This is a genomic window from Coleofasciculus sp. G3-WIS-01 (assembly GCF_040223135.1).
GTDB lineage: Bacteria > Cyanobacteriota > Cyanobacteriia > Cyanobacteriales > Coleofasciculaceae > Coleofasciculus.
This window is the reverse complement of sequence record NZ_JAVJZI010000261.1, coordinates 13,599-37,219: the sequence shown is the minus strand read 5'-3', so window position 1 is coordinate 37,219 and position 23,621 is coordinate 13,599. Positions and strand designations below refer to the sequence as shown.

General features: G+C 45.3%; 21 protein-coding genes, 1 other RNA gene and 3 pseudogenes. 13 read left to right on the top strand and 12 right to left on the bottom strand.

Translation table 11 applies throughout. The features are described 5' to 3' along the window. Positions 1–29: 29 nt before the first annotated feature. Positions 30–347: a PEP-CTERM sorting domain-containing protein gene (locus tag RIM23_RS27880; protein WP_446371346.1), complete on the bottom strand. Its 318-nt coding sequence runs from the start codon at positions 345–347 to the stop codon at positions 30–32. A 28-nt stretch (positions 348–375) separates the two neighbouring features. Here RIM23_RS27880 and RIM23_RS27875 point away from each other — a divergent pair, with 28 nt between their 5' ends. Both RIM23_RS27875 and RIM23_RS27870 read left to right on the top strand, forming a co-directional pair. Further along, a complete protein-coding gene (locus RIM23_RS27875; RefSeq protein ID WP_446371344.1) occupies positions 376–2,817 on the top strand; it encodes a phosphoketolase family protein in 2,442 nt (813 codons plus the stop codon). A 198-nt stretch (positions 2,818–3,015) separates the two neighbouring features. Beyond that, complete coding sequence (locus RIM23_RS27870; RefSeq protein ID WP_446371352.1) at positions 3,016–4,236, top strand: acetate kinase; 1,221 nt, start codon at positions 3,016–3,018, stop codon at positions 4,234–4,236. A gap of 656 nt (positions 4,237–4,892) precedes the next feature. Here RIM23_RS27870 and RIM23_RS27865 read toward each other — a convergent pair. The 4 genes and pseudogenes from RIM23_RS27865 to RIM23_RS27850 form a co-directional block, all read right to left on the bottom strand. Next, a complete protein-coding gene (locus RIM23_RS27865) occupies positions 4,893–5,060 on the bottom strand; it encodes a DUF4351 domain-containing protein (RefSeq protein ID WP_446371350.1) in 168 nt (55 codons plus the stop codon). 15 nt (positions 5,061–5,075) lie between these two features. Continuing rightward, positions 5,076–5,724: pseudogene (locus RIM23_RS27860) on the bottom strand (Rpn family recombination-promoting nuclease/putative transposase); the annotation flags it as partial. 69 nt (positions 5,725–5,793) lie between these two features. After that, a pseudogene (locus RIM23_RS27855) lies at positions 5,794–5,874 on the bottom strand (DUF4351 domain-containing protein); the annotation flags it as partial. 87 nt (positions 5,875–5,961) lie between these two features. After that, positions 5,962–6,771, bottom strand: coding sequence for a DUF1350 family protein (locus RIM23_RS27850; protein ID WP_446371342.1), 810 nt, complete (start codon positions 6,769–6,771; stop codon positions 5,962–5,964). 300 nt (positions 6,772–7,071) lie between these two features. Between RIM23_RS27850 and RIM23_RS27845 the strand changes: the two genes are divergently transcribed. Next, positions 7,072–7,482, top strand: coding sequence for a hypothetical protein (locus RIM23_RS27845; RefSeq protein ID WP_446371340.1), 411 nt, complete (start codon positions 7,072–7,074; stop codon positions 7,480–7,482). Between the two features lie 198 nt (positions 7,483–7,680). Next, positions 7,681–8,109, top strand: coding sequence for an FKBP-type peptidyl-prolyl cis-trans isomerase (locus tag RIM23_RS27840; protein ID WP_446371336.1), 429 nt, complete (start codon positions 7,681–7,683; stop codon positions 8,107–8,109). Positions 8,110–8,405: 296 nt separating this feature from the next. Here RIM23_RS27840 and RIM23_RS27835 read toward each other — a convergent pair whose 3' ends face one another. From RIM23_RS27835 to RIM23_RS27825, 3 genes and pseudogenes are all read right to left on the bottom strand, one after another. After that, the gene (locus RIM23_RS27835; RefSeq protein ID WP_446371334.1) at positions 8,406–8,600 is read right to left on the bottom strand and encodes a zinc ribbon domain-containing protein; all 195 of its coding nucleotides are present in this window, start codon (positions 8,598–8,600) and stop codon (positions 8,406–8,408) included. Then, positions 8,579–8,839 (bottom strand): annotated as a pseudogene (locus tag RIM23_RS27830) (helix-turn-helix domain-containing protein); the annotation flags it as partial. The gene RIM23_RS27835 and the pseudogene RIM23_RS27830, both read right to left, overlap by 22 nt. A 116-nt stretch (positions 8,840–8,955) precedes the next feature. After that, positions 8,956–9,765: a pentapeptide repeat-containing protein gene (locus RIM23_RS27825; protein ID WP_446371332.1), complete on the bottom strand. Its 810-nt coding sequence runs from the start codon at positions 9,763–9,765 to the stop codon at positions 8,956–8,958. Positions 9,766–10,492: 727 nt separating this feature from the next. Between RIM23_RS27825 and RIM23_RS27820 the strand changes: the two genes are divergently transcribed. Then, a complete protein-coding gene (locus RIM23_RS27820; RefSeq protein WP_446371330.1) occupies positions 10,493–11,341 on the top strand; it encodes a lysophospholipid acyltransferase family protein in 849 nt (282 codons plus the stop codon). A gap of 96 nt (positions 11,342–11,437) precedes the next feature. After that, positions 11,438–11,641 (top strand): hypothetical protein, encoded by a 204-nt coding sequence (locus RIM23_RS27815; RefSeq protein WP_446371328.1) that lies wholly within the window; start codon positions 11,438–11,440, stop codon positions 11,639–11,641. Between the two features lie 482 nt (positions 11,642–12,123). Here the strand turns inward: RIM23_RS27815 and acsF are convergent, their stop codons facing one another. Beyond that, positions 12,124–13,200, bottom strand: coding sequence for a magnesium-protoporphyrin IX monomethyl ester (oxidative) cyclase (acsF, locus tag RIM23_RS27810; protein WP_446371326.1), 1,077 nt, complete (start codon positions 13,198–13,200; stop codon positions 12,124–12,126). Positions 13,201–13,542: 342 nt separating this feature from the next. Then, entirely contained in the window at positions 13,543–14,379 is an 837-nt protein-coding gene (gene psbO / locus RIM23_RS27805) for a photosystem II manganese-stabilizing polypeptide (RefSeq protein ID WP_446371324.1), read from the bottom strand. A 425-nt stretch (positions 14,380–14,804) separates the two neighbouring features. Here psbO and RIM23_RS27800 point away from each other — a divergent pair, with 425 nt between their 5' ends. The 4 genes from RIM23_RS27800 (at position 14,805) to rdgB (ending at position 17,521) form a co-directional block, all read left to right on the top strand. Next, positions 14,805–15,131, top strand: coding sequence for a hypothetical protein (locus tag RIM23_RS27800; RefSeq protein WP_446354169.1), 327 nt, complete (start codon positions 14,805–14,807; stop codon positions 15,129–15,131). 184 nt (positions 15,132–15,315) lie between these two features. Then, on the top strand, positions 15,316–16,752 hold the full coding sequence (locus RIM23_RS27795; RefSeq protein WP_446371322.1) for a phosphoglucomutase/phosphomannomutase family protein: 1,437 nt from the start codon (positions 15,316–15,318) through the stop codon (positions 16,750–16,752). Next, positions 16,676–16,945: a hypothetical protein gene (locus RIM23_RS27790; protein ID WP_446371354.1), complete on the top strand. Its 270-nt coding sequence runs from the start codon at positions 16,676–16,678 to the stop codon at positions 16,943–16,945. Before RIM23_RS27795 ends, RIM23_RS27790 begins: the two co-directional genes overlap by 77 nt. Positions 16,946–16,948: 3 nt before the next feature. Next, the gene (gene rdgB / locus RIM23_RS27785; protein ID WP_446371320.1) at positions 16,949–17,521 is read left to right on the top strand and encodes an RdgB/HAM1 family non-canonical purine NTP pyrophosphatase; all 573 of its coding nucleotides are present in this window, start codon (positions 16,949–16,951) and stop codon (positions 17,519–17,521) included. Between the two features lie 48 nt (positions 17,522–17,569). On the opposite strand, the gene RIM23_RS27780 is transcribed toward rdgB, so the two are convergent. Next, a complete protein-coding gene (locus tag RIM23_RS27780; protein ID WP_446354173.1) occupies positions 17,570–17,908 on the bottom strand; it encodes a P-II family nitrogen regulator in 339 nt (112 codons plus the stop codon). A 58-nt stretch (positions 17,909–17,966) separates the two neighbouring features. Then, a complete protein-coding gene (locus RIM23_RS27775) occupies positions 17,967–19,229 on the bottom strand; it encodes an RNA-guided endonuclease InsQ/TnpB family protein (protein WP_446371318.1) in 1,263 nt (420 codons plus the stop codon). A gap of 306 nt (positions 19,230–19,535) precedes the next feature. On the opposite strand from RIM23_RS27775, the gene ssrA reads away from it, so the two are divergent. The 3 genes from ssrA to RIM23_RS27760 all read left to right on the top strand — a co-directional run bounded on the left by ssrA (position 19,536) and on the right by RIM23_RS27760 (position 23,480). Then, positions 19,536–19,926: a transfer-messenger RNA gene (gene ssrA / locus RIM23_RS27770) on the top strand. Positions 19,927–20,209: 283 nt separating this feature from the next. Continuing rightward, the gene (locus RIM23_RS27765; protein ID WP_446371316.1) at positions 20,210–21,343 is read left to right on the top strand and encodes a helix-turn-helix domain-containing protein; all 1,134 of its coding nucleotides are present in this window, start codon (positions 20,210–20,212) and stop codon (positions 21,341–21,343) included. Between the two features lie 475 nt (positions 21,344–21,818). Beyond that, positions 21,819–23,480, top strand: coding sequence for an adenylate/guanylate cyclase domain-containing protein (locus tag RIM23_RS27760; protein ID WP_446371314.1), 1,662 nt, complete (start codon positions 21,819–21,821; stop codon positions 23,478–23,480). The last annotated feature ends 141 nt before the right edge of the window (positions 23,481–23,621 follow it).

Here is a 23,621-nt window from a genome sequence, read left to right as displayed (position 1 = left end):
ATAGCAAGCGCCATAGCGGTTAGGACACATCATTTATGTAGAGACGCGCCATTATGTAGAGACGCGCCATTATGTAGAGACGCGCCATTATGTAGAGACGCGCCATGGCGCGTCTCTACAATGGTGACGAAAGTCCTAATCAATGTGTCTACTGCTATAAACCTCCGGGATAACCCCAAACCCAAACACCCCACTACGAGTAAGCCAAGTAGAAGAGAGGATTCAGGAACTAGAGAACAGAGGTTCATATCATCGGATTTGGCATGATCTATCCCCAGTAGGAGAATTCCGCTGAAATCTTTGGATAAACTGCACAGCAGACGAGTACCGCTACCAACGCAAGTCAAAATTTCCTGTAATTTGAATTTATAAAATATGACAATAACTACTTCAACAGCCAAAGCTTCTTTATCTCAACCGGAAATTCCTGTTGCTCAAGTGCGCCAAAATCAGGGCGGCGAACTCGACGCGATCGCGAAATATCGCCGTGCGGCTAACTACCTAGCAGCGACTCAAATTTATCTCAAAGATAATGTTCTCTTACGCGAACCCTTAAAACCAGAACACATTAAAGATCGTTTACTCGGTCACTGGGGGACTTGTCCCGGCATTAATCTAGTCTATGCCCATCTCAACCGACTGATCCGGCGTTACGATGCCAATATGTTTCTAGTGACTGGACCCGGACATGGTGCGCCCGCGAACCTGGCTAACCTTTACCTGGAAGGATCGTTACAGGATTACTATGATGACCTTAGCTTCGATGAAGCTGGGGTATATCGATTGGTGAAGCAATTTTCTTGGCCCCGTGGCTTTCCCTCTCACCTGTATCCGGGGATTCCTGGCACCATTCACGAAGGCGGAGAATTGGGCTACGCCTTGGCGACAGCATTTGGGGCGGTAATGGATAACCCGGATCTAGTCGTCGCTTGTATCGTTGGCGATGGTGAGTCAGAAACCGGACCCACTGCTACAGCATGGCATGGAACAAAATTCATTGATCCGGCTGAATCCGGGGCAGTTTTACCGATTTTGCATCTGAATGGGTACAAAATTGCCAGCCCGTCTATTTTTGGCACGATGAGTGATGAGGAATTACTGCATCTGTTTACCGGGTACGGCTACCAAGTGCGAATTGTCGAAGATGAGGACTTGGATGCTGATATGTATGCTTCCATGGATTGGGCATATCAAGAAATCAGTCGGATTCAACAAGCCGCCCGTTCCGGGAACCGCCTCAGTAAACCCCGTTGGCCCCTAATCATCTTGCGATCGCCTAAAGGATGGACGGGGATTAAAGAAGCAGACGGTGTACCGATTGAAGGGAATTTCCGTTCTCACCAAGTTCCCCTCAAAGAGGTTAAAAGTAATCCCGAACATCTAGAACTGCTCGAAAATTGGTTCCGTTCCTACCATCCTGAGGAACTCTTTGACGAAAAAGGACAACCCTTACCCGACATTTTAGACCAATGTCCTCAAGGGGAACGACGCATGGGCAGCAATCCCCATACCTTCGGTGGGCGTGTGCGTCAACCCTTGGATTTACCGAATATTTTTAACTACGCTCTCCCCGTAGAACACCCACAAGCAGAAGAAGGGTGTAAACAGGGTGAGAGTAGCATTAGTAATACTTATGAGGCGGGAAAATACCTGCGGGATGTGATTCAGCAAAATCCCAACAACTTCCGTATTTTCTGCCCCGACGAACTCGAATCCAACCGTCTTCACAAAGTCCTTGACGTTACCCAGCGGAACTATCAGTGGCCCACTGGACCCTTTGATGGCGAGATTGGACCGGATGGGGGACGAATTATCGAAGTGCTGAGTGAACATACCTGTCAGGCGTTCTTACAAGGCTATCTCCTCACCGGGCGACATGGTTTATTCCCCTCCTACGAGGCATTTTTGGGCATTATCACCACGATGATGGATCAATATGCCAAGTTCTTAAAATATTCCCAGGAATTCTCCTGGCGTCCGCCTGTATCGTCTCTGAATTACTTAGAAACCTCAACCCTGTGGCGACAGGAACATAATGGTTTTTCTCACCAAAATCCTGGCTTTATTAATAGTGTTTTGGATCAGCAAGCCGACTATGCCCGGGTTTATTTACCCCCAGATGCGAACTGTTTACTCAGTACGATTGACCACTGCTTGGAGAGTACAGGCTATGTCAATTTAGTCATTTCCAACAAAAATCCTCTACCTCAATGGTTGTCCATGGAGGAGGCGATCTCACATTGTCGGGCAGGCGGTTCAGTTTGGCAATGGGCGAGTACCGATGATGGGGTTAATCCCGATGTGGTACTGGTGGGAATTGGTGATTGTCCCACGTTAGAAGTCATGGCAGCCGCGCAAATCCTGAGGCAAGAATTACCGGAGTTACGGGTGCGAGTGGTTAACGTGACGGACTTATTAATTCTTGAACAAAATTCCACTCATCCTCATGGGTTAGACGATGAAATGTTTACTGCCCTATTTACCCCCGATAAACCTGTTATTATCAATTTCCACGGTTATCCTTCGCTGATTAAGCAATTGTTATTTGGGCGTCCAACTATTGAGCGATTCCAGATTAATGGGTATCAGGAAGAAGGGACAACCACCACACCCTTTGATATGCAAGTCCGCAATGGTACGAGTCGTTATCACTTAGTTATGCAAGCGATTCGCTTAGCCGCACGACAAAATCCTTACGTTTCAGCACAGGCAAATAACCGAGTTCGTCATTATGAATATGTGCTAGCGGCTCACGGGCAATATATCGGTGAGAATGGCGAAGATCCTGAAGAGATTACCAATTGGCAGTGGTGTTAATTTTTCAGGGAACAGTTCTGTAGGGGCGGGTTTGACTATTATCCTTTTTTGTGACCCAGATGCGATTAAACCCGCCCCAATTGTTCCAGACGTAGCGTGCCCCAATTGTTCCAGACGTAGCATGTTACGTCTCCCAATTGTTCCAGACGTAGCGTGCTACGTCTCTACAGCTCCATTCCTTTGTTATCAGAATCAGGGATGAAAATATTAGTATTAAATGCGGGTTCTAGTACCCAGAAAAGTTGTTTGTATGAGATTGGTGAATCTTTGCCAAATTCTCCACCAGAACCAATATGGGAAGCCAAAATTGATTGGACTGGAAAGTCAGACACAGAGCTATTAAAGGTTAAGAATTCTAACGGGAAGTCGCTGGAGGAACGCCTACCCACCGATGACCGAATTAAGGCGATTTCTCAAATGTTGAATACACTCTGGCGCGGTCAAACTCAAGTCATTTCCCAACTGAGTGACATTGATGTGGTAGGACATCGGGTGGTTCGTGGCGGCGATAAATACCATCAACCAACATTTATTAACGCTGAAGTGAAAGATGCGATCGCGTCTCTGTCTCCTCTGGCTCCATCCCACAACCCAGCGAATCTAGAAGGAATTGAGGCGATAGAGAATATTTTACCAGATATGCCCCAAGTGGCTGTATTTGATACTTCATTTCATGCTCAAATTCCCTTACCCGCCGCTATTTATCCAGGTCCCAAAGAATGGCTGGATCAAGGAATACGTCGTTATGGTTTTCATGGTATAAGTCATCAATACTGTCTGGAACGAGTTGCTCAGTTGTTGGCAAAAGACGCTAAATCGTTACGAGTAATTACCTGTCATTTAGGGAATGGGTGTTCCTTAGCCGCCATTCGGGATGGGATTAGTATCAATACAACCATGGGTTATACACCTTTAGAAGGGTTAATGATGGGTTCTCGTTCGGGTTCAATTGACCCTTCTATTCTGATTCAACTGATGCGACAGGGGTATAATGCGGATCAATTAGAGCATTTGTTGAACAAAGAATCGGGATTAAAAGGGTTATCGGGAGTGAGTAGTGATATGCGCCAAATAAATGACGCGATCGCGGCAGGTAATCAGCAAGCTAAACTCGCTCTAGATGTCTATATACACCGCCTACGCTTCTATTTAGGGGCGATGTTAACCTCCTTGGGTGGATTAGATGTATTAGTCTTTACAGGCGGGGTTGGTGAACATCAAGCCTCTTTGAGATCTGCTGCATCTGACACCCTAGCGTTTTTGGGACTTAAAATTGACTCAGACAAGAATGAAACCAATCCCGTAGATGCGGATATTTCCACAGAGGATTCAATCGTGCGCGTTTTCGTAATTCATACCCAAGAAGACTGGGCGATCGCGCAATCCTGTTGGAATATGGTTAAAGCGTCGGCTAAGTAATCAAAATCTGTAGGGGAGGGTTTAGCCACAATTGTAGGGGCGGGTTTAGGAACTACAGTCAGCTATTCAGAAAAAACTGAACAACAAAACCCGCCCTTCTCCCCCATAAATTTAGAAATTATCTTATTCATGTTCGTTCCTTGACTCGTAACAATTTGGTGAAGGAGTTTAAACGCATTTTAGCCCGGACTTACGCACAAATGCTCCATATAGCTTGTAGTAGGGAACCTTAGCCCTAGATTCCCTTAGGTAACATGCGTCAACCCAACCCACAGCTTGTATTCGTCTCCTGTAGGGGCGCAAGGCTTGCGCCCTTATGAGTCTCTAACGCTCATAATCCGTTAACGCTTTGGTTAATTCGTAAATTTCATTATTAGCCACAAGATCAACGAGATCAAGACAGCGCGATTGTAACTCCGACTTTTTTGTTTGGCTATATGCAATAGATAGTCAACCGAGCTTCATAGCGGTTACCAATTTTATCGGCTGCGCCACCAGGTAAAGGCATATCGTATCTCTCTCAAACGACTGCGTTAGAAAAGGTTACTGTGTTATTGCTGGCTAGAGTTTCCTTGTCTCTATTATCCGCGATCTTGAAGAAAATCAATGTGCTCGTCACTCACCACATAAACTGTTCTATTATCACTTGTGTGATCTTACTGCAACTGCTCCAACCAATCCACTAAATCTGACACCTCCGAAAAATCCAATAACGCTTCTGCTAACGCTTCCAACTGTACGATAGGTAATCTTCTAACTCGCTCAATTAATACTGGCTCAACCTCACCCAACCGTCGCTTAAGCTGACGGACAATCAAATTCACCTCTCCTGCTCGTGGCTGCTGCTGATCTAACCAATCCGCTAGATCTCCGATTTCAGAAAAATTAAACAACGCCACGGCTAAATTGTCTAACTGCTCAGGAGATAACTCTCGAACCCGTTCGAGCAGTGCTGGCTCAATCTCACCCAGCCGCCAATTGAGCTGACTTCTAATTAATTTAAATGCTCCTTGTTGCAGAATATCTTGATAAATCACAGATCCGCGCATCATATCCTTCCGCAAAAACCGACGAATTAAATCTTTTTCAAACCGTAACCCCGCGAGAATTTCTGTACAACCAGAAATATTTTGTCGCTGCTCCCTATTAGGAATTCTAGCGACTTGTTCCGCTACCTGCGCCAACAATCCTTGAGGCTCCTCTGTTCGCGCCAATGTCGCCAAAGGTAACAGTGTTGGATTAGCTAGAAATGGTGCTGGTTCTTGTTCCCACAAGCGAACCACTCGATAGCGGTGAATCGTTGTCTCGTCTCGATATTCCTCAGTAAAAGCCACTTCATTGGTTGTCTCCTGTAAAAAGATAACCACCTGTACCACAGCACAACGATATTGTCGCTTCAACCTTACCCGATTCAATGGCAAGTAACCAGTCGGCAAATGCGACTGGATATTGTTCCGCCAAATACTTACATACATTGTCGTAACTCAACCGATTGCTTCTCTCCTCACTCCAGCACAATTATGGTTGCTTGAAAAAAGCAATTATACTCCCTTGTGCTTACCGTAACTGTTCAAACCAACCCACTAAATCTGACAAGCCCGAAAAATCCAATAGCGCTTCTGCTAAGGCTTCCAACTGCGCGAATGATGTGTCCTAACCGCTATGGCGCTTGCTATACTTACATACATTGTCGTAACTCAACCTGTTGCTTTTCTCCTCTATTACTTACCCCACCGCCAGAGGATTTAACCAGCGTATAATCTCTAATTTAAGTCGATTTAAGTCACGATAAACGCCTTGCTTCATCCATTGACCGATCGCATCGAAGGGAGTAAATGCGTCTCCCGTTTTCCAGTTGACATCTTGTCCCAAAGGTGTTATGTGATTTCCCGGTAACATTTGCAGCACCACCATATTAGGAAATCGCTGTTGCAGAACAGGTGATAGGATTGCGGTTTGGTCTATCTCGTCATTGATAAATTTAATCAGTAAATTGCGGCGGACGGCGTATTGCTGGGCAATCAGTTCGTTGGTTTGTTGGGGTGAGGGGGTAAATTCAACGTCAAAGGCTGGCTTGATATTCAACTGTTTGAGGAACGTCAACTGATCCAGCACGTTGAACTGTTCCAGAAATGGGATCGCCTGTTTCGCGGGGTAGTTGTTGAAAGAAATCAAAATATTACCCGCCCGTTCCACAGAATACAGACTGCCAATCAGCAGATGCAGTTTACAACCCATGCTATGTCCGACACCGTAGATGGGTAAATACTGTTTCTTGAGTAGTCTTGTGGCTTTGAGGCGATCTAGGGTAGTCTCAAAACGGTTGAGAACTTCCCGGGCGATCGCAACGTGATCTAAGGTATTGATAAATGGCGTAGCTACAACCAGGTAACCCTGACGCCCTAATTGCTCAAGTAGCCAACGGTAGGTGACTTGGGGCGCAGCCGCAATAAATGCCCCACCCAAAAAATGCACGATACCAATGGGACGAGAAGGAATTAAAACCCAGCTACCAGATAGTTCTTGCCAGTCCATAGGAAGATAGGGAAGTTTATATATCTTTATATCTTGACATTCTTCCGGCTGAGTGGCGTTACTTATACCCCTACCCCACGGATTTCGACACCTCCTGTGACAAGTCAGCTCAGAAGCCATACAGCAAAGGAGAAGGACCCTGGGGGAACAGGTAATCATCACTTAACCATTTACCATCATCAAGTATGATTTATATCTTTGATTTAAAATTACTATCCTATAATGCTTTCCTGATTGGATCAGGTCTGTAAACTGTTAGATAAGCTTTTTGTCACTGACTAGGTATATCCCATAGCAATCATGATTAAATCCAAACTGCTTTTGACAAGTATCCTTTCTACCGTAACCGTTACAGGTAGCCTCTTACTGACCACTGTCAGCCCAACTCAAGCCCTCCCTTGTTCCTTTGGTAAAAAAGGTATGTCTTTAACTGCTTCTGGAGAACCTTCTAGTCTGGTTGGTAATAAAATCGACCTCTACAAAAAATTCGGTATCGCTAGTGTTGGTATCGCCGCCGTAGCCGGAGGTTTTGTCGCTGCTAAAAAACTCAAAGCACGTCAGAGTCAACCCACTGAGGCAACTGTCACGGATACGCCCTTATCTGAATCCTTCGAGATTTATAACTTTGCTATACCTGTTCCTCCAGAAGCAGTGGCGGCTTCAACTCCTGAAGCCGAGGCTTCTGAGCGGGATGTCACCTCAGTAAGCTAGTTCAATTGGCTTATTTTGGGTAAGGTGGGTAAGAGCGAGGTGCTTTTCACCAACCTTGCCCTAAAAGGGAAAAGGATTGACCAATCCAGTTTGGACTCAGACACCTAGAGGTGACTTGTCGAGCGCACTTGGGAAATAATGCAAAATTGGCGGGAGTTGATACCCTAGAGGTGTTGACCAAATCCAAGGAAAATAAATATGGCACAAGCTAAAGTCGGTGATACCGTCAAAATTCACTACACAGGGAAATTAAACGACGGTACAGTCTTTGATTCTTCCCTGAATCGCGAACCGATAGAATTCACCATTGATGCTGGACAGGTCATTCCAGGTTTCGAGCAAGCTGTTTTGGGTATGACTCCTGGGGATTCCAAAACCGAAATGATTCCTACTGATAAAGCTTACGGTCCCCATCGCTCAGAAATGGTACTGGAGGTTACCCGAGACAAAATGCCCCCAGACTTGAATCCCGAAATTGGTCAGCAATTACAAATTCAACAACCCAACGGGCGAGTCATTCCAGTGGTGATTACCGATGTCACCGACTCGAATGTGAGATTAGATGCCAACCATCCTCTGGCAGGACAAGACTTAACCTTTGATATTCAGTTAGTTGAAATTTCTTAACCCAAGATTGTCGGCTCTCCCGTACCTACGGTGATAAGCAAACCTGATGATTCTTGAAAACTTGGGGGGTAGTGCTTTCAAAACAATGTTTTTAGGGAAACTATCACAAATAGAGGGTTTTCCAGCACAAGTACAGGAGAGCCGAAAGACAAGGCACAATCAACATCCGCTAAGAACCCGGCGTTTCCGTTACGTAAAACTTACACAAATCTACCAGTAGCTGGTAAAGTCTGCCGTTTACTTCCTGCTTCATTCTGGTGGTGTCGGCACCTTCCCAGTCCACAGGCTAACACCGTCTAACTGGCGGCTTGCTCTAAATTGAGCGATGCGTTCAAATCTCGGTCGCACTCAAACCCACAGTTGTCACACCGGAACACTCGCTCAGATAATGGCATTGAATCTTTTTCGGTGTGGCATTGGGAGCAGGTTTTGGTTGAAGGATACCATCTGTCAACCAAAACCAAGGTGAGAGTGCATACTGGGGAGCGCATTTACTCACCTGGTAATACCACGGGCAAATGGGCTTAACCAGTGCCACCAACCATTTGTGCAGGTCAATTCCAGTGGGGAACTTAATTTTGTCCTCTGGATTGTCCCGATTGTGTAAGAGTATCTGTTTGGTTAAGCCTAACCCCCAATTCCAGGCATGACGGGCAACACCCGCGTGTTTAGCTAACTGCGTTCGCTGTTTGTTGTTCAGTTTTAACTCTGTCTTGAATCCTACTAACATTGATTCGACCCTTCAATGTGATACTTTTATCATACAATCTTATGGTTGCCTTGACAGAACAAATAAGTTCAAAACATTTTTCCGGAAATATCTAGAAATTGCCGGTGAATCAGGCTCTAATCATCAACCCTCACACTGAAACTCGTCATTTCCAAGATTGCCCCGCGTCGCTGCAAATCAAGCATACTGGCTTCAGAAAGTCCCTCGTTCTCTCCAAATCGAGCGTTCTCTACCTCGGTAATCTTCAGATCAACTCCCGTAAGATTGGTATTGCTCAGATTGGTATAGCTTAAGTTAGCCCGATTCAAATTAGCCTGATTTAAGTTAGCACCACTCAGGTTCACACCGAACAGATCAGCACCACTTAGATTAACCCGACTGAGATTGCTTCCCCTCAAATCAGCACCGCTGAGATTCGCACCACTTAAGTTGGTATCGCTTAAGTCAGCCCCAATTAAAAAAGCACCACTTAGGTCAGCGCCCACCATAATAGCTTGCTTTAGGTTTGCGCCAAATAAGTTCGCACCACTTAAGTTGCCTCGACTGAGATTAACTTGAGTGAGATTAACCCGGCTGAGATTAACATCCGCTAAGTCAGCATCCATGAGGTTCGCCTCAATCAAAGTCGCGCCCCTGAGATCTGCATGCATCAGGAAAGTGCGGCTCAGGTTAGCTGCACTTAAATTGACACCGCTTAAGTTAGCCTGTTTAAGGTTAGCGCCACTAAGGTTGACTCGGCTGAGATCCGTATTGCTTAAATCGGCGTCAATCAGTTGAGTACCCCTGAGATCAGCACCACTCAAATCAGCACCAATCAAGTCAGCACCGTTGAGATCAGCACCCATGAGATTGATCTTCCTCAGATTAGCACCCCGAAAATTCCTTTCCCTGGCTAGATAACGCCGCAGGAGTTCGTTAGTATCCATAATGTTTGGGGAAAACTGGAGTTGTATTATCAATGTCCCAAGGATTTACCCAAGCATTCTGATGGGTGTTACCCCTCACCCCTACCAGAGCGAAATATGCTATGGATGACTCAATGAAGCAAAAGTTCATCAAATCTTTACACGCTTTTCATCATAGCTAAACATAAAATGCCATCCGGGGGTGCAAACTAGTTAAGTAAGGGAGCTTAAACGCATTCCAACGTGGTCGTTATTCTCCTGTTTAGTGTTTAGGTTGTTTGGGAATCCCCTAGCGGTGTCTTTAAGGCTTACCTAGGGGTTTTTTTTAGGGGATTTTTTAGCTTGTCCGACGCCGCACGCTCACCTTCGTCTAGGTACGCTAACGTGCTGCTTCGCTAACATAGCATAATTTCTCAACTGGGCGTGGGGTGAATCCTGCTGATTTAAAGATGGTAGGTGGGAACGGCTGAATGATAATGGGATCACGATGAGAAGTTGAACGGTAGGTGTGATGATCAGCCATATTTGCCAGCAATGCACCTGAAATTGAACAACTTAGGTTACAGTTGTTCACCCTAGTGTTACATTCAACTTGGCGAACTGCAAGCAGAGCCTTATGCGTTGGGTTCCGTTAATATTTATGAAGGATGCAAGTCATCCTGTTTCAAGGAAGAAAGTCACAGGTTGTCTCTCTTGTACTCCCCTGCTTTCGGTCATAATCCGCTCAACCTAACATTTTGTTTCGTTCATGAATGGTAGCTCAATCCCAAATGACCAACCCGGGTGGTCACTCGATGAACGTGATCCCCAAACAATCGAATCTTTCATGCCCTTGTGGGGGTGGTTTTACCACTACTACTTTCGGGTGAAAACCGATGGCTGGCATCACATTCGGGATCAGGGCAACGCCTTATTTGTGGGTTCTCACAATGGCGGACTCGTCGCGCCGGATATGATCATGGTCATGTATGACTGGTTTCGGCGTTTTGGTACCGAACGTCCGGTTTATGGTTTGATGCACCCCAATGGCTGGAAAATTGACCTAAACACGGCACGACTAGCGGCTAAGACGGGGGCAATCAGGACTCATCCCAAAATGGCGATCGCAGCTTTGCGTCGAGGCGCTAGTGTCCTTGTCTATCCTGGGGGCGCTCAGGATGTCTTTCGTCCCCACAGTATGCGTAATAAAATTCATTTGGCGGGGCGTCAGGGGTTCATTAAGCTGGCATTGCGGGAAGGTGTACCAATTATACCCGTTATTTCTTATGGCGCTCATGACACGCTGATTGTCCTAGCAGATTTTTACGAACAGGTTCGACAACTACACGATTGGGGGATTTTCCCGTGGCTATTTGGTCTTGATCCGGAAGTTTTTCCAGTTTATTTAGGTTTACCATGGGGATTGGCGATTGGACCTCTACCCAATATTCCCTTGCCTGTCCCGATTTACACTCGTATTTGTGCGCCGATTGTCTTTGAACGGTATGGTCGTGATCCAGCCAGCGATCGCGAGTATGTCAATGCTTGCTATGAAAAAGTCTGTACTCAGATGCAATGGGAACTTGACTGTTTAGTTAAGGTGGCTAGTAGAATTTGATCTGGCTGATGAGAATGACAGCAATTTTGTGAAAAAGGGGATATGGTGAGAAATAAGTGGCAAGATGCAACATTGTGTTGAGTTGAGGATAGTACCTTGAGTAATTCTACCGATCAGTCTCCAGGCGTCTCTCGTCAGGATTTGGATTACTGGTTAGAGCGTCAGATAGAATACCAACGGACTCTTAATGTCATTGAATCAAAAGGAGAAAACAGTGAAAGTGCGTGGAAACTGAGAGGTAAGCTCGAAGCTGTAGGAGAAACGATTGCTTACCTACAACGGAAGCTCAATAACTTTTAGATCATTAGTTTATTAATGGTAGTTGGTGGTCAAAACAGCCGGGGATTTCTCCTTTGCAAAAAACCCAGTGATAGTATCACTGGGTTCATAAGGGCTGCTGTAATAACTGAAGAAGATGTCGTTAGTGAGTATTTTATTGGCTCAAAGTTAAGTCTTGTTTATTCGCAGATTAAAATTCACTATAGAAAAAAAAACTTGAGTTATAGCAGTAGACACATCGATTAGGACAAAGGCACCCTTGTAGAGACGTTGCCTGCAACGTCTCTACATAAATGATGTGTCCTAACAGCTATGGCGGTTGCTATATATTCTGAAAAGTAAACAATAGAAACTGATAATTGTATTCTCCCATTCGGTTAAGCGTCAACTACCCCGCCCATAGCTAAGCTATGGACGAGGCTTTATTTAGCCTTATGTTGACGAGCCTAAGTTCTAAGAGAACGCTCAGAAGTTCAGTCTTGGGAAACCTCTCGCCTAATGAGCTAACGAACAACGCCCTGTTGAGAAGCAACTTCCATGGGCTTCATCAGGTAGAGTCTCAGGAACTGCCAGCCATTAGAGACATAGTAGGGCAGCTTCTTGAAAAATTGCAGGAACTTCGGACTTTTGGAGTTAGCAATTTCCGTCAACTTTTCGTTATTGGTAATACAGACTTCCAAACGTTCGTAGAACTTGGGATGTTCCACATCTAAAATCACTGGGAATACCCGTGCAGCGGTTTCGTTGGTCTTCTTAATCACATGCTTATCATACTCGCGGGCATCTAAACCAATCGACTGATAGAAATCAGACCGTTGGATGTCATTTAGATACATGGTCGCAAATACCGACAGCAGGAAGAAGCGAGACCACAGCTTTGCCTGCCAATCATTTAACATTTGCGGTTGAGCTTTCATGAGCGCATCAAAGAAATCCCCATGGCGATTTTCATCTTGACACCAGTTTTCAAAGAACCGGAAGATGGGGTAAATGCGATCTTCAGGATGGGCTTCGAGATGGCGATAAATGGTGATATACCGCCAATAGCCAATCTTCTCCGACAAATAGGTGGCGTAGAAAATGAACTTCGGCTGGAAGAAGGTGTACTTCTTATTCTTGGTCAAAAATCCCAAATCCAGCGCCAGATTGAAATCTGACATCGCCTTGTTCAGAAAACCAGCGTGACGTGCTTCATCACGAGACATCAAGATGAAACACTCTGCCAGAATTGGGTTTTTGTGTTTGATACGACGACCCAATTCTTTATACAGTAAGAATCCAGAGAATTCTGCTGTACAAGAACGCTCTAGAAATTCAACAAACAAGCGGCGGGTTTCACCGTCGATATGCTCCCAAGACTGCTCAAACTCAGCGTCCCGGACGAAGTGGTGGCGATTATAGTCTGCACGGAACTCTTCAAGAATCGCCAATAGCTCATCTTCATTCGGCGAGATATCCATCTGCGCCATGGCTTCAAAGTCTGTGGTGTAGAACCGAGGCGTCAGGATGGTATCCTTCGCTGGGGATTTAACGCCCGGTCTGATTTCTTCAAAGCTAGGTTTTTTAAGGGTATCTACCATTTTTGTTTTACTCGTTATCTTTTACTTACGATTTTGGACTTGAGAATGTGGCAATTGGGGGGGTGACTCAACCCACGCTGATATTAGAGGTGCATATTGAGTCTACCAAGGTCTTGTGTGAGTGCAAAATCCAGTTAAGGTTAAGAGTTGTAAATTTGCTTAAACTTTCTTCATGTTTTTAAGGGAACAGGGAACAGGAAATCTGCACCTGAAACCCCCGGAACCCTTGTGCACCTTTGATCCCTGATGTCCCATCTCCTCTGCCTTCGTAAAAAGGGACACGACTATAGCCATGCCCCTAATTACTAGATAAAAGACCGTTTAGTACCGAAGCACTAACCGTTAAGCCTCTTCAGCTTCAACGCGACCGTAAAAAATCCCTCGAATCAGGACTTCTTCTGGTTCTTCTTCAGCACCCAGGTCAGTATCAGCAGTCTGTGCGCTCTCAAATGTACCAGCAATTTCACCGGTGAAGCTATCAACCTTAGAAACTTGAAGAGACATCTCACCCGATCGGGTCTCTACGCGCTTAACGTTAGCCCGAACGAATTCCTCTTCATCTGCTTTGGAAGGCAGCGCTACCGCATTATCATAGCCAGAGGCGACGCCACGACCTTTAGGATCGAGGAACACAGAACCCCGGTAAGACGGAACCTTAAACTCCCCTTCAAAGTCCGTAGACGTATTCACGCTAGTCATGTTGGGCCCAGTTGTGGCAACCAAACTTTTAATCGTGAACATGAAAGGAACTTGTTCGCCGCCAGGTAACTGTACTGTAATGGCTTGAAAGTCAATGCCATCCTCTTCCTTAAAGACAAGGCTGCCATTTTCTGCTTGCTTTAATGCCCCTTCTACTTGATCGAGGCTAGAGGTAGCTCTAGTCAGTAATTTACCAGGGATATATTCTGCCTCTCTGCGCTTATTCGTCGGTTCTTCCTTGACAAAGAAGCTAGTTGGCTGTAAGCACAGATCGACAATTCGATAGGACTTATTAGACTCAATGGGAATAGAACCACGAGTTGTTTCCGAGAGTTGGGGACATAGATTCGCTAAGCCTGTATTTCTAATCTGGTCGTAGGTCAATTGATCAGGACTAGTCGCTGTTGCTGCATCTGAACAAGCCGTTAAAACCCCCAGACACAATGCCAAAAAGGCAACAATAAATGCACGATACCTCATGGTCAACCTCAATCGTCAATCTCTAAAGAAAGAAAAAATTTTTTATGGTGATTCTTGAATCAGGCTGTGGTTCATGACATCCTCCCTCACGCTGATCTAAAGATTATAGTGAGAGTCTTCTCGCCGATTCAGATAAAACCGCAACTATGCTCAACTTATGGTCAACATCAGGCTTGTTTTTGCCAGACTAAATTATACCCCTAGGGTTGCTTTGGGGAGTTGACACCGTGGTATAGTTTTGGTCACACGCTGGTTATCGGCGATCGCGAAAGTAGATTGAACGATGGCTCACTTAAGCCGTGTTTCCTACATGATGCCGAAAGCGTGAACCTTAGCTTTTCTCGCTTCATTGTACACGGGAAGCGGCACTTTTACGCTTTCCATCAAGCGGGTGGCAAGAAACAACTAAGATTGACAGGGGTAGGATGAATTTGAGTAATGAGTTAGATACCCAGACGCTACAGGTCAAATTGCCAGCTCTAAAGACGGAGATTTGGGCGTTAGCCAATAGCCACCAAGGGGACACATTAACGCTGCTAGCTCTGCTGCGGACGCTGGAAGAGGCGCACCGGGAGATTCGAGATAGCCTATTTCAGGATTCGTTACCCGACAATCGGCAAACTCTGTATGCGCTGCTCAAAGATATTGAAGAATTAGGTGGCTGGCCCTATGTGGCGCGGATGAAGCTGCGATCGCTGCTGACGAATTTTCCGGAAGCGTTTTCTGAAGATGAATCCAAAGAAAATGCTTAAGCTGCGGGGGTGCGGGGGTCGTAGAGACTTCTGGTGGAACTATGGTGAGCAGCAGGAGAGAGTGAATACGAGAGGCGGGACTAAACGATTTTGTTCCAACAAGACAGTTGGCGCAACAGGTGCTAAGATCCAGCCGTCAGTCTTAGCACTTTATCTTATTAAATCTTATTCTTGAGCAGTGAGTATGGATGAAATTAAGTTTGGCACAGACGGCTGGCGAGGTGTGATCGCCGCCGATTTTACCTTTGAGCGTGTAGCGTTAGTCGCGACAGCCGCTACTCAAATCCTCGCTGATATTTATGGCAAAACCAGCGGTAGCCGTACCGTGGTTGTCGGTTATGATCGGCGCTTTATGGCGGAAACTTTTGCTAAAAAGACGGCGGAGGTTGTCCAATCCTTAGGATTTGATGTGTTGCTTTCTCGGGATTACGCGCCAACCCCAGCATTTAGCTGGGCAGCAAATCATCAGAATGCACTAGGTGCTTTGGTTCTAACGGCTAGCCATAACCCAGCCAGTTACCTGGGATTAAAAGTGAAGGGGGCATTTGGTGGATCAGTTCCGCCAGAAATTACCCAAAAAATTGAAGCCCAACTTGCTCAACAACCAGCCTCAGCGCAAACACCAGGTAAAATCGAATTCTTCGATCCCTGGTCAAGTTATTGTGATGCTCTGCGCTCAAAGGTGAATTTGGCTAGTATTCAAAACCTGATTACTCAAGGCAAATTAACTGTCTTTGCCGATGTCATGCACGGCGCAGCAGCAGGAGGCTTGAGCAGGATTTTAAATGTACCGATCCAGGAACTCAATAGCTCCCGTGATCCCTTATTTGGTGGCGGTGCGCCTGAACCTTTACCCCGTTACCTTTCTCAACTCTTCCGCAGCATCCGTACTCACAGACGGCAAGCCGAGGCAGATTTACGGGTAGGATTAGTCTTTGACGGAGATAGCGATCGCATCGCGGCGGTTGATGGACAAGGGAATTTCCTCAGCTCTCAAATTCTCATCCCGATTCTGATTGAACATCTAGCATCTCGGCGGCAATGGACGGGGGAAGTGGTAAAAACGATTAGTGGTTCGGATCTAATTCCCAAAGTTGCCCAGCTTTATCAATTGCCCCTCTACGAAACCCCCATTGGTTACAAATATATCGCCGATCGCATGCTCTCTACCCAAGTCTTGCTAGGTGGTGAAGAATCGGGTGGAATTGGTTATGGGACTCATATCCCAGAACGGGATGCTTTACTCTCCGCCCTGTATCTATTGGAAGCGATCGCGGAATCTGGTATGGATTTAAGCCAACTTTACCAACGCTTACAAGAGCAAACAGGCTATACCTCAGTTTATGACCGCATTGATCTACATCTAGCAGGTATGGAAGAGCGATCGCGCCTACTTAACCAACTGCAAACCCAACCTCCTACTGAGATTAATGGTCAAGCAGTTGTTGATTGTCAGACAATCGACGGGTATAAATTCCGCTTAGCTAATGGTAGCTGGTTACTGATTCGGTTCAGTGGCACCGAACCCGTTTTACGCCTTTACTGTGAAGCCTCGACTCCAGAACAAGTTCGCCAAACCCTCAGTTGGGCAAAAGATTGGGCAAATAGGAATCAGCGATGAGAGAGCCGGGGGAGCAGGGGAAGCCGGGGAAGCAGGGGAAGCAGGGGAAGCAGGGGGAGCAGGGGGAGCAGGGGGAGCAGGGGGAGCAGGGGGAGATGGGAGACAAAATTTCTATAGCCCATTACCTTATTCCCTATTCCCTATTCCCTATTCCCTATTCCCTATTCCCTATTCCCTGTTCCCTAACAAATGACAAATGACTAAATTAATTGTTGCCACTGGAAATCCAGGTAAATTACGGGAGATGCAGGCATATCTCGATGATTTGCCATGGGAATTGCAGCTTAAGCCACCGGAAATCGAGATTGAGGAAACTGGCGATTCTTTTGTGGCTAATGCTCGTCTCAAGGCGTTAGGGGTAGCCCAAGCTACAGGTCAATGGTCGATCGCAGATGATTCTGGCTTGGAAGTGGATGCTTTAAACGGAGCGCCTGGTATTTATTCAGCACGTTATGGGAAAACGGATGCTGAACGGATTGAGCGGTTGCTGTCTGAACTGGGAGATACGTCTCATCGGGGGGCGCAATTTGTTTGTGCGATCGCGATGGCTCGTCCTAATGGCACAATCGCCTTAGAAGTGGAGGGCGTGTGTCGAGGTGAAATTCTCAAGGCTCCCCTGGGTACAGGTGGCTTTGGCTATGATCCGATTTTTTATGTGCCAGAACAGGGATTGACGTTTGCCCAAATGACTCCACAACTGAAGCGACGCTACAGCCACCGTGGTAAAGCCTTTAAATTACTCCTCCCCCAGTTCAACCAACTTTTATGAATTATGAATTAGAAAAGTTAATTTTTAATCCATAATTCATAAGTTAGGTTAAACAGCTTCCAGATTCCGTTCACCCGTCCTGATCCGGACAATTTCCTCGACGGGGCTGATGAAGATTTTCCCGTCGCCAATTTCACCCGTGCGAGCAGCAGCAATAACTTTGTCTACTACCATATTGACTTGGGCATCTTCGACGACAATCTCCACCTTGAGCTTTTGTAGGAACTCAACGGTGTATTCAGAACCTCGATAACGCTCGGTTTGACCTTTTTGGCGTCCAAATCCTCGAACTTCTGAAACCGTCATCCCTACAATTCCAGCGTTGACCAAGGCGATTTTAACTTCATCGAGCTTAAAGGGTCGAATAATCGCTTCTACCTTTTTCAAGATTCTAGATCCTCACTTACGTTTCTTTATATGTACCAGACCAGCATGACACGATGAACTACGGCGACTTACTTCGTTGAAGTCGCTGTTTCTGACGTTTCTTCGCCGATGGCTGCTTCATACTTCCGTATGCAGTAGAGCTAGGCGACTCGGCGTCTAAAGAGGACAGTTCCTGCCCCCTTGCCCAAATCTCGTTGACTTGAGCAGCATTTACGTCTCTATCCTCAACATGATTACAGTCGGGATTAGAGCAAACATGAACTCTATCTGCTAAGGTATTGGGAGTCAGTTCCCAGCACTTAGCACATCGCTGAGTAGGTTTGAGTTTCTGTGTTGGTGACTCGACATAGAAGCCATTAGCTTCAGCCGCTTTATAGCTTAACAAGTCTCCAATCATACCAAAACCAACGTCAAGGATAGACCGATTTAATCCAGCTTTCTGTAGTTTTCGTTTACCATTCTTGGCTTTGCCTGTCATTTTTCTGACATTTAGCTGTTCACCAGCGATTAGGCTATTACTGCTGACTATATCGCTGGTTGTCTTGTGCAGCCAATCTTGCCGCTGTCGGGTGACTTTCCGTTGGAGTTGAGAAACTCTCTTCCATTCCTTTTTCCAGCGTCTTGAGGCTTTAACTTTCTTGTTCCTGTTAGGGGTTCTCTTGCGTCTCAAACGCTTTGAAGCCACCTTGACCTTTTTATGTCCCTCCTTAATAAAGTCTGGTTTAGGAATTTTCTCACCAGTCGAAAGAGTTATCGCGTCTTTACAACCCAAATCTATTCCAATAGAACCTGTACCCGTTTGACGAGTTGGTTCACATTGTACAGTTATTGATGCATACCATTTACCATTCCTAAAGAAAATTGTACAGGTTGTTGGAATTCCCCATGTCCTGGCTTTACCTCGGATATAAATTTTCTCTCCCAAGTCTCTCAGCTCTAGATGACCATTTTTGCCATTTGAGGAGACCCGCCAACTTTGTTTATTAGGATATGTCCAACCTGCATATCGTCGTTTGGCTTTAAATTTGGGATATTTACCCAAACCCTTAAAAAAACGTTGATAGGCTATATCGACACGTTTTAATGTAGCTTGTAACGTCTGAGAACCTAATTCTGCATACTCAACCCAAACTTTTTTAAACTCAGGCAAACAGTTCTGTTGTTCAAAATAATCAACGGAATGACCAAAGTGTTTGTACTGTGTCCTACGGTTTGCAATAGCCGCATTGTATAGGTCACAGTGCATTTTTCTTGTCCAATGGAGTTTGTCGCATTGGGAGTTATTTGGATAAAGTCTGAAAGTCACTCGACGTGTTAGCATCTTCTATCCGGCTCCGGCTTACTTCATTGAGGTTCCGGAGATAATCGCGATTTAGTATTACACTCCCATCAATGAAGTTTTTGTAACATTGAATACAGTTGTTTGCAGTGTCGTATGCATTGCCCGTCGCCAATCGCCAATTCCCAGACGGTCAACACTCGCTCAGGGCAGGTTGAGTTTTAGTGAAACCCGCGCCGACAAACTATGCCTTCAGTCGTCAAGGGTCAAAACTCTCGCACTTCCCCAATTCTCAGGCTACAGTGGTCGATCGCCAAACTTTTGATTAAAATGAGAAATATATCACAAGGGGCCTTAATGGTTTCGACGTGTTGGTCAAAGCCAACCCGTGATACAGGTCGAGAGTGAGTCTTCTCTCGTAAATACCGGACTCAAAAAAAAGTAACTGCGAACAACATCGTTCCTTTTGCTCGTAAGGCAGCTCCTGTAGCCGCTTAAACACCTCTTATAGGTTCGAGCGTTTTTAGTCTGACTCCGTTAAGGGCTAAGAACACAACCCCAACGGATGCGCTGGTTAGCTGTCTTTGGTCGGCTGGCTAGCAAAGAACTCAACCAAAGCATCCCACCATCCGGGATAATGGATGGTTCCCGCTCTGAGGATTAGAAGGGCTAAGCCTGTGAATGATCGATAGGTAAATAGCCAATGCGGACACGGGTTCAATTCCCGTAGGCTCCACTTCCCATCCCAATTCAATTTTCAGATGCAATAAAACCCCTTCATTCAGCGTGAAGGGGTTTTTATATTTGCCAGGGGTCGATTATTTTTTCATCATTTACAATTGATTATTTACAATTCATCATTCAGATTATCCGGATGAATGCCTTGATGACAGAAAAAGGTGATCAAACGACTTCCAGCCTTTGTCAATTCACTCGCCAATTGTTGCGGTCAGATGAATGAACTCCAAACTCAGGCTTTGGTGTTCATTCAATAATGATGTTGGAGGTAAGGATGCTAGGATTTGACCGCCCACGAGAAGGGAATTAATCCTATCCAACCAAATCCCTTACTCTGGAGTACCTCATCCTTAAAATATGTAAACAACCACGAGCAAGAGCAAGTTATGGTAATGCGACCTACGTATGGTAATGGTTTTATCGATAGCTCAACCATTGAACTTTCTCAAGAAGGATTGCGGTCTATTCTGAATCAGATTGAGGCAGAATTGATCGATAGTGAAGTTTACCGCCGCACAATGGCTGGGTTACAGACGATGTTAGGAGAAGCATCAAGTAACGCCCATATTTTAGTCAAGGCGGTTGGGCGAGAAGCAGTAAGGTTGACGTTTCAAGAATTTGCGAGACAGTATAAGGTTGTTCCTGTGACTCCTGTGGCTTCTGAAGGAATGAATCAACCGACAGAAGAACAGGAGTTGGAGATTCCCCAAACCGAAGAGACGGAATGTCCCATGGGTTCTGGAGAAACAATGTCCCATCCTGTTGAGACAAATCTATCGCCCAGTTTAGTGAATAGAGAGATTGGAGAAACTAAATCGCGCAAGAAACTCACCAAAGCAAAATTAGCCGAGCAAAAGCTTACCCTAGAGCGGGAAGAGGTGTTGTTACAAATCGGTCACCAACTGCGACGAGCGCGTAAATCCCGCTCTTTGAGCCTTCAGCAACTACATCGCCAAACCTTAGTACCCATTCATCAAATTGAAGCATTAGAAACGGGACATCTAGCTCAGCTACCAGAGGATATTTATATTCGTGGTTTCATTCGTCGGCTTGGTTATGCTCTAGGGTTAGATGGTGTAGGATTAGCCTTGTCTTTGCCAGAAACTGATCCGGTCAAGTCTGTGGTTCCTTCCTGGTATAAAGACCCATCAGCTACAGGGTTTCATCTTAAATCTGTTCATTTATATCTAGGTTACGCCACATTGATTGCAGGAGCGGTGGGAGGACTCAACTGGATGTCGAACCAACAATCTGCACCACAAAACACAACGGAACCAGAACCTGTTCCTTCTGGTCAAAACTCTATTTCTCCGCAAGCTGAAAATACCCAATCTACCCATACGCCTGGGATTAAATCAAGCAAAATCGGTGTAACAGCAGGAGCCGATATTGCTCCCCCTGAGGCATTTCCGGTTTAGGAAGACTCCAGAATAGAGAAGATTGTAGAGACGTAAGGCGTGGAACGTCTGAAAGATGGGGAAGCTTTATAGACTCTTTGCCAATTCCTCACCAACTCCTAACACATATCTATCTGACAGAATCCCTGTAGTCAGAATAGTGAGATAGAAACATTAAATAAGACTCGGCTACTAAGAGCTTCCCTTGTAATTCAATACCGAATCACAAGCCCTTTGGAAGCGCGATCCTCCGGAAACCCGTTCTAATACTACTTAGATAAGCACTAAGTGCCAAATTCTGCTGGTTGAGTTGAGGCAACTAAACTCAACGCCGAACGGTTTTTGGGGCGCAAATATTGTCACCTAAAGGTTGAAACTGAACCGGAAAACTCCTGAGGTTTCCGGAAACAGAAAGAACATAAGTTGAGCATGGCAATTTAACTGAACTACATAGTGTTTCCTTAACAATTTTCAGCAATCTTACCCTTTTAAAAACGTGACTTACTTAATCTGTACTTGTGATATATTGCACGAGCAAATTTATCCATTAAGTTTGGGAGCGAATACAATTGGGCGGGAAGAGGATAACAGTATTGTGGTTGACCATAGCTATCTTTCCCGCTACCATGCTCAGATTTTGCTCTCCCCTGACGGTGTGATACTTCGGGATCTCAATAGTCTCAATGGTACGTTCGTCAATGAGTTTAAAGTGGAGCAATGTAAACTTCAGGATGGAGATTCTATTCGTTTAGGAGATGTATCATTCAAATTTGTCGAGCAAATCCCTAAGGTAGAAGAAACTGGATCATCAGACACGGATACTGAAATTTCAATTATTAAGCAAGTTTCCCCAGAAAAAACGCGAATTACAATTACTGACTTATTGCAACCCGATAAGTCAGAAAACTCTATTATTAAACTGAGGCAACGGGATGCTCATCAACGAACCGTTGATAAACTGCAAATTTTACTGGAAGTCAGTAAACAACTGTCTTCTCCCGAAGAACCCAATAAATTGCTGCAAAAAATCGTCGATTTGCTGTTTGAAATCATGCATATTGACCGCGCCACAATTTTGATGGTCAATGAAACCAGTGGTATTCTGGAACAAAAAGCTGTAAACTGGCGATCCGGAATTCCGGCTGAAGATAATTTTTACAGTAGTAAAATTACTAATTTTGTCTGCAATCATGGGAATGCAATTCTCACGGACGATGCTCGTAAAGACACCTTATTTAACGATTCAATATCTATTTTTAAACAAGGGATTCATGCGGCAATGTGTGTTCCACTTAAACCTGCAAATGAGGTGATCGGGGTATTGTATGTGGATAATTTGTCAATGACGGATATCTACTCTGATGAGGATTTGGAGTTTTTAACCTGTCTGGCGAACCAAGCCGCGATCGCGATCGAAAATTCCCGCCTCTATAAGAAGATGCAGGAACAGGAAGTGATGCGGGCAAAGTTGGAAAGATTCTTTCCCCAATCGGTGAGTCGCAAGTTACGGGAAGAAGGAAATTTAGCCACGGTAGAGACAGAAGTAACTGCTTTGTTTGCCGATATTAGCAACTATACGCAAATGTCGGCGGAAATGGAACCGCATCAAGTGGTGGAAATGCTGAATGAGTATTTTCAGATCATTGTTGAAGAGATTGTTTTTCCTTACGAAGGAACCTTAGAAAAGTATATCGGTGATGGGATTTTAGCCATTTGGGGCGCACCTTATCGCCAACCTAATGATGTGGATTTAGCGGTACAGGCAGCGATTGAAATGCAATGGGCGGTTTCCCGTTTAAATCAGACCTGGATTCGAGAAAACCGACGAGCCATTCAGATTCACATTGGTTTGAATACTGGTACGGTTGCAGCGGGAAATATCGGTTCTAAAAATTTAATTCAATATGCCACGATTGGTGATACGACAAATATGAGCAGTCGAATTTGTGACGTGGCTCAAGCCGGGGAAATTTTAATGGCTCAAAGTACATTTGAGAAGCTGGGTGATCCGAGTATTCCCCTAGAAAAAATGCCACCTGTTTGGGTGAAGGGTAAGACTTCGCCTTTACATCTCTATCGGGTTTTGTGGGAACAATATAACGCAACGGACGTACTGTGTGAGAATGTTGATCTAGTGACCGCAGGTAGCCGATCTTAAGCTAACGCCTGGAACTCAAGTTCCGGCTAAAAGCTTAAACCCGTTAAAACGGGTTCAATGTTTTACCCAGTTAGCTCTATTTTTGCTTGAGCTTAAAGAGCAAAAATTTAGGGCTTCCGATGTGCTGATTGTGTTGTGCTT

Coding starts and splice junctions, on each gene's coding strand:
- rdgB (WP_446371320.1), top strand. CDS start 16,949: ATGACTAAATTAATTGTTGCCACTGGAAATCCAGGTAAATTACGGGAG.
- RIM23_RS27835 (WP_446371334.1), bottom strand. CDS start 8,600: ATGCGCTCCCCAGTATGCACTCTCACCTTGGTTTTGGTTGACAGATGG.
- RIM23_RS27870 (WP_446371352.1), top strand. CDS start 3,016: ATGAAAATATTAGTATTAAATGCGGGTTCTAGTACCCAGAAAAGTTGT.
- RIM23_RS27845 (WP_446371340.1), top strand. CDS start 7,072: ATGATTAAATCCAAACTGCTTTTGACAAGTATCCTTTCTACCGTAACC.
- RIM23_RS27795 (WP_446371322.1), top strand. CDS start 15,316: ATGGATGAAATTAAGTTTGGCACAGACGGCTGGCGAGGTGTGATCGCC.
- RIM23_RS27825 (WP_446371332.1), bottom strand. CDS start 9,765: ATGGATACTAACGAACTCCTGCGGCGTTATCTAGCCAGGGAAAGGAAT.
- RIM23_RS27850 (WP_446371342.1), bottom strand. CDS start 6,771: ATGGACTGGCAAGAACTATCTGGTAGCTGGGTTTTAATTCCTTCTCGT.
- RIM23_RS27820 (WP_446371330.1), top strand. CDS start 10,493: ATGAATGGTAGCTCAATCCCAAATGACCAACCCGGGTGGTCACTCGAT.
- RIM23_RS27775 (WP_446371318.1), bottom strand. CDS start 19,229: ATGCTAACACGTCGAGTGACTTTCAGACTTTATCCAAATAACTCCCAA.
- RIM23_RS27840 (WP_446371336.1), top strand. CDS start 7,681: ATGGCACAAGCTAAAGTCGGTGATACCGTCAAAATTCACTACACAGGG.
- acsF (WP_446371326.1), bottom strand. CDS start 13,200: ATGGTAGATACCCTTAAAAAACCTAGCTTTGAAGAAATCAGACCGGGC.
- psbO (WP_446371324.1), bottom strand. CDS start 14,379: ATGAGGTATCGTGCATTTATTGTTGCCTTTTTGGCATTGTGTCTGGGG.
- RIM23_RS27800 (WP_446354169.1), top strand. CDS start 14,805: ATGAATTTGAGTAATGAGTTAGATACCCAGACGCTACAGGTCAAATTG.
- RIM23_RS27875 (WP_446371344.1), top strand. CDS start 376: ATGACAATAACTACTTCAACAGCCAAAGCTTCTTTATCTCAACCGGAA.